Source organism: Micrococcus flavus, from assembly GCF_014204815.1.
Classification (GTDB): Bacteria; Actinomycetota; Actinomycetes; order Actinomycetales; family Micrococcaceae; genus Micrococcus; species Micrococcus flavus.
On record NZ_JACHMC010000001.1, the window covers coordinates 255,458 to 270,101 of the forward strand.

General features: G+C 71.7%; 14 protein-coding genes. 10 read left to right on the plus strand and 4 right to left on the minus strand.

What is annotated here, in order from left to right:
* Position 1: 1 nt before the first annotated feature.
* From BJ976_RS01280 to BJ976_RS01320, 10 genes are all read left to right on the plus strand, one after another.
* On the plus strand, positions 2–928 hold the full coding sequence (locus BJ976_RS01280) for a GIY-YIG nuclease family protein (protein ID WP_135029282.1): 927 nt from the start codon (positions 2–4) through the stop codon (positions 926–928).
* A 110-nt stretch (positions 929–1,038) separates the two neighbouring features.
* On the plus strand, positions 1,039–2,457 hold the full coding sequence (locus BJ976_RS01285; protein WP_184231800.1) for a DUF262 domain-containing protein: 1,419 nt from the start codon (positions 1,039–1,041) through the stop codon (positions 2,455–2,457).
* On the plus strand, positions 2,447–4,504 hold the full coding sequence (locus tag BJ976_RS01290; protein ID WP_135029279.1) for a GmrSD restriction endonuclease domain-containing protein: 2,058 nt from the start codon (positions 2,447–2,449) through the stop codon (positions 4,502–4,504). Before BJ976_RS01285 ends, BJ976_RS01290 begins: the two co-directional genes overlap by 11 nt.
* Positions 4,505–4,549: 45 nt before the next feature.
* A complete protein-coding gene (locus tag BJ976_RS01295; protein WP_209281003.1) occupies positions 4,550–6,667 on the plus strand; it encodes a GmrSD restriction endonuclease domain-containing protein in 2,118 nt (705 codons plus the stop codon).
* A gap of 162 nt (positions 6,668–6,829) precedes the next feature.
* A complete protein-coding gene (locus BJ976_RS11880) occupies positions 6,830–7,090 on the plus strand; it encodes a hypothetical protein (RefSeq protein WP_209281002.1) in 261 nt (86 codons plus the stop codon).
* Between the two features lie 77 nt (positions 7,091–7,167).
* Positions 7,168–7,377, plus strand: coding sequence for a hypothetical protein (locus BJ976_RS01300; RefSeq protein ID WP_135029277.1), 210 nt, complete (start codon positions 7,168–7,170; stop codon positions 7,375–7,377).
* Positions 7,378–7,469: 92 nt separating this feature from the next.
* On the plus strand, positions 7,470–7,916 hold the full coding sequence (locus BJ976_RS01305) for a hypothetical protein (RefSeq protein WP_135029275.1): 447 nt from the start codon (positions 7,470–7,472) through the stop codon (positions 7,914–7,916).
* Between the two features lie 61 nt (positions 7,917–7,977).
* Positions 7,978–8,709, plus strand: coding sequence for a 4a-hydroxytetrahydrobiopterin dehydratase (locus BJ976_RS11885; protein WP_167736924.1), 732 nt, complete (start codon positions 7,978–7,980; stop codon positions 8,707–8,709).
* A 10-nt stretch (positions 8,710–8,719) separates the two neighbouring features.
* A complete protein-coding gene (locus BJ976_RS01315) occupies positions 8,720–9,367 on the plus strand; it encodes a DUF2238 domain-containing protein (protein WP_135029273.1) in 648 nt (215 codons plus the stop codon).
* A gap of 129 nt (positions 9,368–9,496) precedes the next feature.
* The gene (locus BJ976_RS01320; RefSeq protein ID WP_135029271.1) at positions 9,497–10,231 is read left to right on the plus strand and encodes a DUF305 domain-containing protein; all 735 of its coding nucleotides are present in this window, start codon (positions 9,497–9,499) and stop codon (positions 10,229–10,231) included.
* 131 nt (positions 10,232–10,362) lie between these two features.
* Here the strand turns inward: BJ976_RS01320 and BJ976_RS01325 are convergent, their stop codons facing one another.
* From BJ976_RS01325 to BJ976_RS01340, 4 genes are all read right to left on the minus strand, one after another.
* Positions 10,363–10,662, minus strand: a complete 300-nt coding sequence (locus BJ976_RS01325) for a hypothetical protein (RefSeq protein ID WP_135029269.1) — start codon at positions 10,660–10,662, stop codon at positions 10,363–10,365.
* Between the two features lie 105 nt (positions 10,663–10,767).
* The gene (locus tag BJ976_RS01330; RefSeq protein ID WP_135029267.1) at positions 10,768–12,300 is read right to left on the minus strand and encodes an alanine/glycine:cation symporter family protein; all 1,533 of its coding nucleotides are present in this window, start codon (positions 12,298–12,300) and stop codon (positions 10,768–10,770) included.
* A 29-nt stretch (positions 12,301–12,329) separates the two neighbouring features.
* A complete protein-coding gene (locus tag BJ976_RS01335) occupies positions 12,330–13,898 on the minus strand; it encodes an RNase H family protein (RefSeq protein ID WP_229667273.1) in 1,569 nt (522 codons plus the stop codon).
* A gap of 218 nt (positions 13,899–14,116) precedes the next feature.
* Positions 14,117–14,638, minus strand: a complete 522-nt coding sequence (locus BJ976_RS01340; RefSeq protein ID WP_135029265.1) for a TetR family transcriptional regulator — start codon at positions 14,636–14,638, stop codon at positions 14,117–14,119.
* Between the last annotated feature and the right edge of the window lie 6 nt (positions 14,639–14,644).

Below are 14,644 nucleotides of genomic sequence, written 5' to 3' on the forward strand. Positions count from 1 at the left end.
CATGTCCCACCCCAAGACGCTCCAGGTGTTCTTGATGGACGGTGCACCCACCGGTCGGCTGAAGTGCACCCTCGACAACTGGACGGGCCTCGTCTACGTCGTGCCACGCACCAGTCTCAACGCGGACGGGCACCCCGAGGCGTTCGAAGGCACCGGTGTGTACCTGCTGCTGGGGCAGGACGCCGATTCCGGCGACGACGTCGTCTACGTCGGGCAGGCTGTCGGGCGGGCCAACGGCAACGGCATGGTAGGCAGGATCCGGGAGCACGTCCGGAAAGAGGCGCACGACTTCTGGAACCGGGCCATTCTCCTCTCCACCCTCGGGGACACCTTCGGCCCCACGGAGGTGACCTACCTGGAGCACTTCTTCCACCAGGCTGCATCCACGGCCGGGCGCTTCACCGTGGACAACGCGGTGGCGCCCTCCCAGGGCAACGTCACTGAGGAGAAGAAGGCGGAGCTGGAGGAGTACGCCGACAAGGCCAAGATCCTGATCAGTGCCCTGGGGCATCGCGTCTTCGAGAGCGCTGACGGCTCACATGCCGTGGTCGCGGCGGGCCGGACCACCCAGGCGCCCGAGGCGGTGCCGGAGCGCACCCTGTTCACCATGACGGTCAACGGCGTGGGTGCGCAGGGGCACCCGACGCCGGACGGGTTCGTCGTCCTGCGCGGCAGTGGTCTCATGGAGGGGCTGCGGCCCAGCGCGCCCGCGGGTGTCCGGGCGAGCCGCGAGCGCTTCGCCGGCCACATCGGCGCTGATGGGGTGCTGATCGAGGACGTCTCCTTCACCAGCTCCTCGGCCGCGGCCGGATTCGTGGCCGGCGGGAGTATGAGCGGACCGTCCTCATGGCGGGCGCCGGACGGGCGCACCCTCGGCGAGGTCGAGGCCGCCTCGGCCAAGACGGTACCCATCGAGGACGACGCCTGATGGAGATGCACTCGACCGCCGCGGATGCCGCCGTCGACCATCCGTGGGGTGCCCAGAATGACGCCCAAGGGCCGGGGACGGGGCGCTCCGGGTCGTTGACCGCGAACGTCATGACCGTCGCGGACGCACTGCGTGACCCGCGTCTCCGTGTCCCCGAATATCAGCGTCCCTATACGTGGTCCACGACGAACACGGGGCAGCTCGTCGAGGACATTCGTCGTTTCCGTGCGGCCGCGTCCTACCGGATCGGCACCATGATCGTTCACGTCGAGGACGGCTGGCTGGACATCGTCGACGGCCAGCAGCGGTACATGACCTTCGCCCTGATCGCACTCGCACTGCAGGAGGTCCTGGGCGACACCGCCGAGCGCGCCGAGCACCAGCGTGCGGCCCTGGACCGCGCGGCGGCCATCGAGCTGCCGCCGGGCCGCCGGGACGTGTCGGAGCGCCACATCGTCGAGAACCACCGCCTCATCCTGCAGACGTTCCGGTCCTGGGACAGCACCGAGGTCGAGGACTTCGCGGACTACTTCCTGGACCGTTGCACGCTGGTGCGCCTGATCGTCTGCGACCTCGACGCGGCCTTCCAGATGTTCGACTCGCAGAACACCCGCGGCCGGGCGCTCCTGCCCACCGACCTACTGAAGGCATACCACCTCCGCGCCTATGGTGAGGCCACATCGGACCGGGCGGCGATCCTCGCGGCCGTGCGGGAGTGGGAAGCTACCCCGCCGTTCGAGATCCACCATCTCTTCTCGCGTCTGCTCTATCCGATCCTCCGCTGGAGCGCCGGTGAGTCCCTGCCGCGCGACGGCTTCACCGCGTCCCGGATCGGAGCGTTCAAGGGGATCTCCGCGGGGCCGACGGGCCTCGGACGACTGCCCTGGGCGCACGGGCTTCTCATGGCCAAGGCCCACGTGGACGACTACAACGGACGCAACGCCGCGCTGATCGCGCACGGTGCCCTTCCTCCGCTGGAGTTCCCGTTCCAGCTGACCCAGCCTGTCATCGACGGCGAGATGTTCTTCCGCCTGGTGCATCACTACACCCGGCTCGCGAGGGCCCTCGGCGTCTCCGCGACGGACGCGGAGCAGACCGCCGGGGACGACGCCCGTCGTGGGAGGGAGAACAGGCGATTCCAGACGATCACCCGGCTCGTCCGGGCCACCGGTACCGGCGCTGGCTACCGCTACACACAGGAGCTCTACGGAGCGCTGCTGCTGGCCTACGCGGACCGGTTCGGCGACCACGACATCGAGCGCGCCGCTCTCGTGCTCGCACGGCATGCCTTCGCATTGAGAACACGGTTGACGCGGGTCTACCCGCGCTCCGTGGAACTTCACGCGCTGGGCCAGCACGGGGCGCCGGACCTGGAGGACCGGGTCAACCTGTTCCGCCTGATGAGGAGCAGCCTGGACCCCGCCGCCGTCACCGGGCGCGTGGCGGCCCTCCCCGGGCCGTACGTGGACGAGGCCTCCCCGGTGGAGCGTCTCTACTCGGACACGGAGGAAGCCCACGATGCAGACTGAGAAGCACGCGCCTGAGGCGCTGACGATCGAGGAGGTCTTCACCGCCGCCCGGCACTACCGGGTGCCGGTCTACCAGCGGGCCTACGCCTGGACGCAGGTTGAGATCTCGACACTGCTCGCGGACGTGCGCCGCGCTCGCCTCCGCTCGGAGAAACCGGATACGCAAGGAGCCTCGTCCGACTACTACCTCGGCGCGCTGGTGGTGAACCGAGCCACGACTCCTGAGGGCGTGCCGATGGACGAGGTGGTCGACGGGCAGCAGCGCCTGACCACGTTGACGGTGCTGGCGGCCGTCGCGGAGCGTGTCATCCGTGCCGGTGTCCTCGACCCCCGGGCGTTGGCCGTCCTGGATTACGAAGGGCGCCCCGAGGCCGGGGAGGACCTCGCGACCCTCCGCCGTCGGGGCGCCCCCGCCGGGACGTCGTTCCAGGTGGACGCCATCGGGGTGGCCGTCGAGACGATCGCTGCGGCCTGCCGGCGGGCCATGGACCGGCAAACCCCGGCAGACGATCAGGAGGTGATGTTCGACGGCGACGACCTCGCGTACCTCTGGAAGCATGTCCGGTTGCTGCGCACCGAACTTCCGAAGGGCACGGACCTCAACCACTATTTCGAGGTGATGAACACCCGCGGTGAGCAGCTCGCCAAGCACGAGATCCTCAAGGCCACATTGATGCGGCCTCTCCAGGACGCCACGGACCGGAAGGTGTTCGCGCACGTCTGGGACTCCTGCGCCGTCCTGGACCGCCACATCCAGCTCCAGTTCTCGACGGAGCGGCCGAAGGATGGCGGTGAGGCGGCAAGAGACGCCGTCTTCGGAGGGTCCTGGTCGGCCCTCCTCACACGGGATTTCGCGTCGCTGCGGGCAGCTCTCGCGCCGAGCCAGACCGCGACGGCGTCGGGCGCCCGCACCATCATGGGGCCTCTGCTGGCCGCCGGGCAGACCGCCGTGGAGTCCGGGCCCTCGTCCGACCAGCGCCAGGACGACGCCGATACCGGCGCCTACGGGACCATCGTCGACTTCCCGAACCTGCTGCTGCATGTGCTGCGCGTGATGCAGGAGAAGGGTGCGGGGGCCGAGCCCGGCCTGCCGCGGTGGGGCCAGGACTCAACGGGGGCCGTGCGACTCGAGGACGGCTCCCTGCTGGAGCAGTTCGCCCAGCACGGCCAGGCCGACGCGGCCTGGTCTCAGCGCTTCCTCGTCACGCTGCTCCGCATGCGCCTTCTGCTGGACACCTATGTGATCAGGACTCTGGCGACGACGGGAACACAGGCGGACGAGGAGAACTGGGTGCTCAGTCGAGCTCAGAAGCTCGAGACGGAGGCCGGCGAGCGCTCTCCCCGCCGACGGCTGGGTGTGAAGAACACCTTCCAGGATCCGCAGGTCCAGGACGCCGTCCGGAACCTTCAGGCCATGTTCCAGGTCACCGACACGCGCCGCACGTCCAAGTACTTCCTGTACCGCATCCTGCGATGGCTGGATGCGCAGCCGGTGGATGGTGTGGACGGTGTGGCGTTTCAGCTCATGCTGGAAGATCTGGCGCGGGAGCGCCTCGGTGCCTACGAGGCGGACAAGACCTGGGATGCCGGCGTCAACGTCCCCAACTTCGTCTTCAACGCCCTGGACTACATCCTCTGGGACGCCGGCCGGACATCGTCCATGGAACGGGAGCATCTGCGGGAGCCCCTCAGCGATGTCGAACAGGAGGTGCTCCGCCGGCGCGCCGACGGCTTCCGGTTCCGATACCGAACCTCGGTGGAGCACTTCTACCCCGTGGTCCCGGGTGAGGAGCAGGAGGCCTTGACCGCGGAGGACGTCAACCGTTTCGGGAACCTGTGCATCATGGGCCGACGCGAGAATTCTCAGCGGAACAACCTGATGCCCGTCTCGAAGGTGAAGCAGTACTCCTCGGACGAACAGAGCCTGAAGTTCCAGCTCATGGCCGGCATCCTTCACGCCGAGGGCGACTGGGACGTCTCCCAGATCAAGGAGCACGGGAACAGCATGCGGCGGGTGATCCAAGAGTGGCAGGGCAAGCGGCCCTGACACCTCTGGACGACCTGGCCTCAGAGCCCTCGTTAGGCTCGTCCCATGGTCGCCGCGCGTGAAGTCACCCTTCAGGAACTCCTCGGGGGCTCCTACCAGTACACGGTCCCGCTCTACCAGCGGACGTACTCCTGGGGCCGCCCGCAGTGGCAGCGCCTGTGGGAGGACGTCGTGGACGTCGCCGACCATCGGCGGGACAACCCTTCGGCGACCCACTTCCTCGGCTCCCTCGTTCTCGCCGGCTTCCGGGACAACGGGCCCGGTGGCGTCCAGCGGTGGCTCGTGGTGGACGGGCAGCAGCGGCTGACGACGCTGACGCTCCTCCTCGCCGCTGTCCGAGACCACCGGGCTGAGCACGAAGGCCCCATGCACGCCGATCGGGTCAACGAGAAGTACCTGGTCAACAAGTGGGAGGACGGCCATCTCCGCTACAAGGTCCTGCCCACCCAGGCCGACCGCGGCGCCTACCGCGGACGGATCGAGCACGCCCCGGACGCTGCCGAAGGCTCCAGGATCAGCGAAGCCCACCAGTTCTTCCGGACGAAGCTGGTCGAGTTGAGCCATCCCCCTGCCGACGGTGAAGAGGCGCCGCTGACCGTGGCGGAGGTCGAGTCCGCCGTCGTCGCCGGCCTGTCGATCGTGTCCGTGACCACCGGGGAGAATGACAACGCCCACCGCATCTTCGAGTCGCTGAACAACACCGGCCTCAAGCTCACCCAGGGCGACCTGCTCAGGAACTACCTGTTCATGCAGCTGCCCACACGGGCGGATGAGGTCTACACCACCCTGTGGCTCCCGTTGCAGAACCTGCTCTCCAATGAGGAACTGGAGACCCTGTTCTGGCTTGACCTGGTGCAACAGGATCCCAAGGTCCGCCAGACGGAGATCTACGCGGGGCAGCAGCGTCGCATGCGTGACCTGCAGGACGAGTCGCAGGTCAGGGACGAAGTCGAGCGGTTCCTGGCGTTGGGGCGTCTCTACGACGTCATGCTCCGCCCGGAGAAGGAGAAGGACGACGCAGTGCGCTTCCGCTTGGCACGCCTGCGCGCCTGGCGCACGACGACGACGTTCCCGATCACACTGCACCTGATGGAGCGCCGGTCGTTGGGGGACATCGACTCGGACGAACTGGCCCGTGCGCTCCTCTACCTCGAGTCGTACCTGGTCCGACGCCTCGTCTTCGGCCGCTACTCCGACGGTCTCAACACCACCTTGCTCGCGGCGACGGCGGACATCCAAGGTCAGGACGATCCGGCGGATGCCCTGCAGCGCTTCCTCTCCAGCGGACGGAAGCACTTCGCCTCCGACGATCAGATCCGCCAGGCCGTGATGACGGCACCCTTCTACACCACGGGCCGGGCAGCCCACCGGAAGCTGATCCTCCGGTGGATCGAGGAGTCCTACGGCAGCAAGGAGCCGGTGGACCTCGACAGCGCGACCATCGAGCACGTCATGCCGCAGACCCTCACGGAGGAGTGGGAGCGCGCTCTGGCCGACCAGCTCGCGGCGCACCAGGACCTTCGAGAGGTGCACACCGAGCTCCTGCACACCTTGGGCAACCTCACCCTCACCGGATACAACAGCGAGCTGAGCAACGGGCCATTCGCCGTCAAGCGTGCGGAGCTGGCCAAGAGCGGCATCCGCATGAACCAGGAGATCGCCGCCGAACTCGTCTGGGGTCCGGGGCAGATCCGTGCCCGCGCCGAGCGGCTCGCGGACCGGATCGTCGGCATCTGGCCGGGTCCCTCCGCGGAGGCCGCCTCCGGAGTCGCTCACACGGCCTGGCAGACGCTGACGGATGCCGTCGCGGCCATTCCCGATGGATCGTGGACCTCCTACGGCGAACTGGCACGGCTGATCGGCAGCCACCCGGTCCCCGTGGGGACCTACCACGCGCGCACGGCGCTGCCGCACGCTCATCGTGTGCTCCAGGCAGGAGGCACCGTGTCGCCGTCCTTCCGGTGGACGGACCCAGAACGCACGGATGACCCGCACGACGTCCTCGCCGCCGAAGGGGTGCGCTTCTCCGAGGACGGACATGCCGACGGCGGCCAGCGGCTGCTGGCGGAGCAGCTCGCCGAGCTCATCGACGTCGACGTCGACCTGACCGATCCTCGGTCGCTCGCCGCCCCGGGCAACGACCCTGCGCTGCGGGACCGCTGAGTCGACCGACTGTACGACCACAACGATCCCGAATCGGCCCGCGCACTGATCGAGGTCCAACGAGGCTGGGTCGAGCGCGGTGGCCGGGCGGAATTCGCGGACAATGCCGCCGGCGGTTGTTTCTTGGTCGTCCCGCGCACGTCGGACCGCAACATCTGGCCCGTGATCCTGTACCCGACGTACGGCGTCGAGGTCGTCTTCTACCACCTCGCGAAGTGGGCTCCGTTCACCGATGAATCGCTTCTCGACGAGTTCCGGGAGCGCCTGAACCTCGTCCCTGGCGTGGAGTTCGGCCCGGACGCTCTCCGCCGTCGCCCGACCATCAAACCGGAGATCCTCCAGCCAGCCGCCGCGCAGGAGGCGTTCCTCGACGCGCTGGAGTGGTTCCTGCACACGGTCCAGAAGCGCGACACGACTACCTGACGGCCCTGCCGGGGGGCAGGTCCTGACGAGGCATCGCAGTCGTTATTCCGTCCACCCCACCCACTAGCCTCCCCACCATGAAGATCGGATTCCGGAAGCCCTCCCTCAGGAAGTCCCTCAAGGCCCGCACCACGGGCCGCGCCAAGCGTGCGATCAAGCGCAAGGTCATCCCCGGCTACGGCCGCAAGGGGATGGGCTGGCTGCGCGATCCGAAGCGCGCCGCCTACAACGCGGTCTACCGGCGCACCACGTTCGGCCTCGGCGACGTCCTGAAGATGTTCCGCTGAGCACGCGCAGCAACATCCCCGACGCCGTCGACACGGACCGGACCGCCGGCACCGTCGAGCTCCTCGAGCCGCCCCGTGAGGCCGTCGAGTGGATGGCCTCGCCCGCCCCCGCGACCGACCTCTGGTGGTCCGCCACGGTCCGCGGGGAGGTGGACCCGGACTGGCACCGGCTGGAGAGCGCCGCCCAGATCGCGGACCTGGTGCACGCCCTCACCGACCCGCGGGACAAGCTGATCCTCGAGGACGAGCCGCCCACCCGGTACGCGCAGATCATGCTGCTGGGCGACGGGCTCTTCATGGTGGAGATCGCGAAGCGGTTCGAGGGGCGCGGGGCCTACAACTGGCGGATCGGCCGGGGCCGGGCCGCGGACGAGGCCGCCAACGACCCTCAGGACCTCGTCCAGTTCTTGCAGGAGCTCACCGCCGCCGAGACCATCGAGGTCCTCGTCAGCTGGGCACAGGGCCACGGCCTCCCGCTGCCCTACGGGGCGGCCCTGCGCACCTACGGCACCCCGCCGGACCCGGGGTTGGGCGTCTGACCGTGCCGAACGACGCCGGCTGCCGACTCCACGGGTGTGCGCGACCGGGCATCATGGCTCCATGACGCCAGCCCTGGAGCACCTCGCCGCCCTCCCGCCGCATGCCGCGATCGACCCGGCCGAGCTCGCCGCGGCCCTCACGCCGGTGCCGGAGCTCGCTGGCTGGCGCGTCACGCCGTCGTCGACACCCGCCGGCACCACCCCACCCGAGCTCACCATCACCTACGCCACCGACGACTTCGCCACGGCCCTGGCCCTGGCGAACCGGATCGGGGAGGCCGCCGAGGCCGCCGACCACCACCCGGACCTGACCGTCTCCTACGGCCGGCTCACCGTGGGCATGCACAGCCACGACGTCCGCGCCCTCACCTCCCGCGACGTCCGCCTGGCCCGCACCGTCGCCCGCCTCGCCAGCGAGGTCCTCGCCCCCCACGCCCTCGCCGCGTACGGCACCCTGGCGCCCGGCCGCTCGAACGCGCACGTCATGGACGGTGTGCGCGGCACCTGGATCCCCGGCACCCTCCGCGGCACGCTCCACGCCAGCGGCACCGGTGCGGCCACCGGCTACCCAGGCGTCGTCCTCGCCGGCGCCGCGCCCGCGCACGCGACCACCGACGTCCCCGCCCAGGTGCTCGTGTCCGCCGACCTCCCGGACCACTGGGACCGCCTCGACGCCTTCGAGGGCGCCGGCTACCGGCGGGTGCCCGCCGTCGTCGCCCTGGAGGACGACGACGCCGTTTGCCCCGCCTTCGTCTATGAGCTGGTGCCCGATGCCGTCCCGCCGTCCGCCTGAGCCCCCCGCCATGACACCGCACCTCGACACCCACCCCGACGCCCGCCCCGACCCCGGCTCCCGCCAGCGGGCCCTCGTCCGGCGCTCGCCCCTGATCCTCGCGGCCGTCGTCCTCCTGGCTGGAGCCGCCGTCCTCGCCGCCCAGGGACACCGCGAGGCGGCCGGCCTCAGCCTGCAGATCGTCACGGTGGTCCCCGTGCCGATCGCCCTCGAACGCGCCCACCGGGTCCGCCTGCCCACCGCGCTGCACGCGATGTACGCGGCCCTGCTGCTCGCCGCCCCGTGGGTGGGTGCCGCGCTCGGCGGCTACGACGCCTGGCCGTGGTGGGATGCCCTCGTGCACTTCTACTCCGGCGTGCCGATCGCGCTCGGGTGCGTCTTCCTGCTGGGCGTCGCGGCCGCGCGCCGTGGGCTGGTCCTGCCGCCCGGGCTCGAGGCGCTCCTCGTGATGGCCCTGCACTCGCTCGTGGCCCTGGCGTGGGAGATCGCCGAGTTCACCGCCGACCAGGCGCTCGGCGCGCAGACGCAGAAGGGCAACACGGACACCATGACGGACATGATCGTCGGCACGCTCGGGGCCCTGATCGTGGCGTTCGCCCTGTACGCGCACCGCACCCGCGGCCGCTTCGCCTGGCTCTCGCGCTTCACCGGGTCCTGAGCAGGCGGGCGCCTGCCACCGGACGCTGCGGTGCGGGCATCCCCTTCCCGGCGTCCTGTCAGCGGTCCGTCCTACCCTGCTGATCAAGCGGCCCCGCCCCGGGGCCGACCGACGGAAGGAACCCCCGGCATGCACCGCACCCCCCTCGCCCTGACGGGTCTGACCCTCGCCGCCGCCCTGACCGTGACCGGCTGCGGCACCACAGACACGGACGACACCCCGGCCGCCCGCGCGGACGCCGCCGCCTCCTCCGCGGGCACCGAGCCCTCGACGGCGGCCCCGACCACGGACCCGACCACCACCGGCTCCGCCCCCACCGGCGGCGCGCGGGACGGCTCGGCGTCGTCTGCGGCCCCGTCCGAGGCGTCCTCCACGGCCGCGGCCGAGGCGATCTCCGAGGAGCACGGGCTCGCGGACGTGATGTTCGCGCAGATGATGGTCCCGCACCACGAGCAGGCCCTCGAGATGAGCCGGATCGTTCTGGACAAGGAGGGCGTCCCGGAGGACGTGCGCGCCCTGGCCCAGCGGATCGAGGCCGCGCAGGCCCCCGAGATCACGCGCATGCAGGACATGCTCGCCGCGTGGGGCGTCACCGACGCCCAGCACATGGACCACTCCGGCCACGGCGGCATGGCCGGGATGCTGACGGAAGAGCAGCTGCAGGACCTGCGCGACGCCGACGGCCCCGAGGCCGCCCGCCTCTTCCTCGAGGGCATGGTCGAGCACCACCGGGGCGCCGTGGACATGGCCCAGACCGAGCTGGAGGACGGTGAGAACCCCCAGGCGCGCGCCCTCGCCGAGGACGTGATCGCCGCCCAGGAGGAGGAGATCGCGCAGATGGAGGACATGCTCGCCGGTCTCTGACCTGCCGGACGGGCCGCCGCGACACGCCCCGGCACACGACGACGCCGGCCCGCCTCCGGGAGGAGACGGGCCGGCGTCGTGGTGTCCGGGGCGCTGGCCCCGAGGCGGGTCCGTGGACCCGCCGGGGGCGCTCAGCGGCGGCGGCCGAGCTGGCGCTGCAGCAGGCGCATGCCCTCGCGCATCAGCATGTCGCGGCCGCCGGAGCGGCGGGCGTTGACGGACGGACGGCCGTAGGCGGTGCCGGTGCCGAAGCGGGCGCCGCGGCCAGCCCGGGCGTTGCCGCCGGAGAGCAGGCCGCCGAGCATGCCGCCCAGGCCGCCGGACCGGCCGGCGCTGACGTATCCGCCGCGGCCGCGGGAGGACTGGCCGTAGCTCCGGCCGCCGGTGGACTGGCTGCGCAGGGCGCGGAGGAGATCGTTCTTCAGACCCATGGTCATGCTCCTTCTCGAGTGCGCGCCGCCCTTCGCCGCGCGCAGTGCGTCCACGGTAGCCCGCGGGCACCCGTCACAGTCCAGGGCGGGGGCGCGCCCGTGCCGTCAGCGGGCGGACGAGCCGGATCCGCCGCGGGGCCGGCGCAGGGGGAGGCCCGGCCGGTGCAGCTCCTCGGGGGAGCCGGCGCCGTAGCCCGGCACCGTGCGCATCAGCTCGGTCTCGCCGTCCTGCCACAGGGGCACGTTCTTGGCCTCGGGCAGGTCGGACACGCGGAAGCGCGGGTCCTCACCGGCCTTGAGCTTGCGCTCGTAGTCCTTGAGCAGCTTCACGGCGAGCCCGCCCAGCGGGATGATCGCCACGAGGTTGATGGTGGCCATCAGGGCGGCGAAGGTGTCCGCGAGGTTCCACACGAGGTTCACGGTGCCCAGGGCGCCGCCCACCACGCACAGCAGCACGAGCACGCGGAACGCCGTGATGAACGCCGGCGCCCGGTCCCCGGCCAGGTACTGGATGTTCGCCTCGCCGTAGTAGGTGTTGCCCAGCACGGAGGACCACGCCAGGAAGAAGATCACCACGGTGAGGAAGGGGCCGGCCCACGCGCCCACGGCCTGCTGCAGGGCGCCCTGGGTGACCGCCATGCCGAGGGCCTCCTTGTCGCCGAACGTCGGCTCGGAGAGCAGCACGATGAACGCGGTGGCGGTGCACACCAGCAGCGTGTCGAAGTACACGCCGAGCGACTGCACGAAGCCCTGCTTGGCGGGGTGGGACACGGCGGCCGCGGCGGCCGCGTTCGGGGCCGAGCCCATGCCGGCCTCGTTGGAGAACATGCCGCGGCGCACGCCCTGCATCACCATCGCCATGCCGACGGCGGCACCCGCCACCTGCTCGAAGCCGAGGGCATGACCCACGATCAGCCCGAGCATCGCCGGGACCTCGGTGATGTTCACGGCCACCACGATCAGGGCCACGACGATGTAGGCCACGGCCATGATCGGCACGATCACGTTGGTCACCGCGGACAGGCGACGCACGCCGCCGAAGATCACCAGGGCGGTCAGCACGGCCAGGCCCACGCCCACGATCCACGCGGTGGTGGTGGAGGTGCCCCAGTTGGCCTGCACGGACTCCGAGATCGAGTTGGACTGCACGGCGTTGAACACGAACCCGTAGGTCACCGTGATCGCGACGGCGAACAGGGCCGCCAGCCACTTCTGGCCCAGCCCGTCACGGATGTAGTACGCCGGGCCGCCGTAGAACCCGTCCCTGCCCTTGCGCTTGTACAGCTGGGCGAGGGTGGACTCCACGAACGCGGTGGCGCCGCCGATGAGCGCCATGACCCACATCCAGAACACCGCGCCCGGCCCGCCCAGCACGATGGCGATCGCCACGCCCGCCACGTTGCCGGTGCCCACGCGGGAGGCCGCGGAGATGGTGAAGGCGCGGAAGGGGGAGACGCCGTCGTCGGCGCCGGTCTCGGGTCCCTTCGCCACCACGGAGCGCAGCATCTCCGGGAGCATGCGCACCTGCACGCCCACGGTGCGGATGGTGAACCACACGCCCGCGACGGCGAGCAGCGCCATCACCACGTACCAGTACCAGTTGTTGAACGCGCTGATGGCGTCGGTGAGAGCTTCCATGGGGAGAAGCTTAGGGGTTGACAGGACGGTCAGCGCACGGGGTCGTCCGCATCCTCGGCGAGGTCGCGACCCAGCGTGGTCTCCCACAGCTCCACGAGGTGGCCGATCCGCCGGCGCAGGTCCTCCGGCTCCACCCCGGCGGCCGTGTTGCGGGCGGCCGAGCGGGCGACGTCGTCGGCGAGCTCGTTGCCCCGGGTGCCGGCGTGGCCCTTGACCCACACCGTGCTCACCTCGACGCCCGCCGTCTCGGCGAGGTCGATGGCGGCCAGCAGGCGGCGCAGCGCGCGGCGGATGCGCTCGCCGCGGGCGTCGCCGAGGGTGAGGCGCTCGCGATGGGCGTCCCGCAGCAGGGCCAGGGCGGCGCGGGAGTCCGAATGGATGACGACGCGCTCGTCCGGGTGCCCGGACCAGGCGGCGAGCAGGTGGCCCAGGGCCAGCGCCTCGAGCTCCGCCTCGAGCGGCAGGGTGACGCCGGGCAGGGCGTGCGCGGCCCACGGACCGGAGGGCGTCACGGCCGCGGCGCCGCCGGTGCGGGTGCCGCGCAGCACCGAGCCGTCCACGTACACGTGGCGCACCTCGGCGGGGTCGGAGAAGGACAGGCTGTGCATGAGCTGCGGCGCCGTGCGCCGCAGGTGGCGCTCCACGCGGCGGCGGGCGAGCAGCACGCGGCCCGCGCGGGTGGCGTCCTCGGCGACCTGCTGCTCGGCGCGCAGGGCCTCGAGCGAGGCGCGGACCGCGCCCGAGGCGGCCACGGCGGCGGCGTCCACGTCCGGGAGCAGGTAGCTCGAGCGCTGGGAGCCCACGGGGGACTCGTCGAGCCGGTAGGAGACCACGTGCAGCTCCGGGGGTGCGAGCGCCCGCAGGAGGGAGAGCAGCTCGGCGTCCGAGTCCGTGCGCAGGCGCACGATCACGGGCCGCCCGGCGGGCAGGTCCTCGGCCACGGTGGCCCAGAACCGGTCCAGCTGGGTCACGGGGACCACACCGGTCAGGACCGTGCCCTTGACGTCGTCGCCGAGCTCGCGCAGCTCCAGGTGGCGGGCCACGAACACGATCCCGTCCTGCACCGGGTGCAGGTCCACGCGCAGCGCGCGGCCGTGGTCCACGCCGGGGAGCATCGCGAGGGGCCGGGCCACCACGCGGACGCCGTCGGTGCGCACGCGCATCCGCGGCGGCGCCGGGCGGGGCCCCGCCGGTCGGGGCAGTGCGGGCAGGGGCGGCGCGGGCTCCAGGAAGCCGGCGGGGGACCAGGGCGTGGCCGTGAGGTCCACGGCGGGCAGCCTCACGAGCCCGCCCGCGTGGCGGGAGGGGTGACGGATCAGGGCCGAGGAGCCCGCGTGTGCCCCGGGCCGTGCGGCGGGTCGCCCCGCCGTACGGGCCGCGGCCTGCGCGGAGAGGGAGGTCCGGAGGGCGTGGCTGCCGGGCAGATGGCTGCCGCTGCGGTCCTGGAGCGACTGGTCCGTGGGCCGGTCCGGGTCCACGAAGGCACCGTCGGGGGTCGGCGTGCCCATGAGCTGGGCGCCCGGGCCGGTGAAGGCCCAGAGCGCGTCCAGCAGATCGTCGGGGGTCGAGGCGTCGACGTCGAAGTGGAGGGACCTCACCTGCCCCTCCCGAGGATGATTGCTGAGTGCTCCCATGTCTCCACCGGCGGTCTGTGCGGAATCGCCCCGGACATGTGAGCCGGGTCCGGGGCGATGCGTTGGTCGGTGGGTCCCGGCCGGCGGGTCGATCACCGGCACGGCACCCGATGTCGGCTACACCCTAGTGAGCCGACTCCGCTCAGGGCAGGGCTGAGGGTCTGTGGATTCCCGGCCGCCGGTCAGAGAACGCCCGCACGTCGGCGCTGGACGTCCGGGCCGGTGGCCACGCCGAGGGCCTCGGCCTGCGCGCGCTGCTGCCGCAGGGACACGGTGCCCAGCACCAGCGCCAGGGCCCGTTCGCCCTCCGCCGGCGTGGGCGCGGCGGCGGTCAGCAGCCGGTGCAGGCCCAGCCCGCCCAGGCCCAGGGCGAGGGCCGTGGTGAGGACCTCGGCGCCGTCGCGGTGGCGCAGCAGCACCTCCTCGGCGGCCTCCGCCACCGCCTCCAGGTCCGCGCCCCCGCCGGCGGTCCCGGCGCGTGCGGCGACGGCGTGCTCGATCTCCGCCACGATCCGGTCCGCCACCCGGGCCAGCAGCGTCTGCTTGTCCGGCACGTGCCAGTACAGCGCGGAGGCCTGCACGCCCAGCACCGCGGCGACGCGGCGCATCGAGAGGTCCCCCATGCCGAAGTCCTGCAGGATCGCGACGGCGGCGTCCACCACGTCCTCCGCGCTCAGGCGGCCACGGGGCGGGGGAGGGGTCATGGAGGG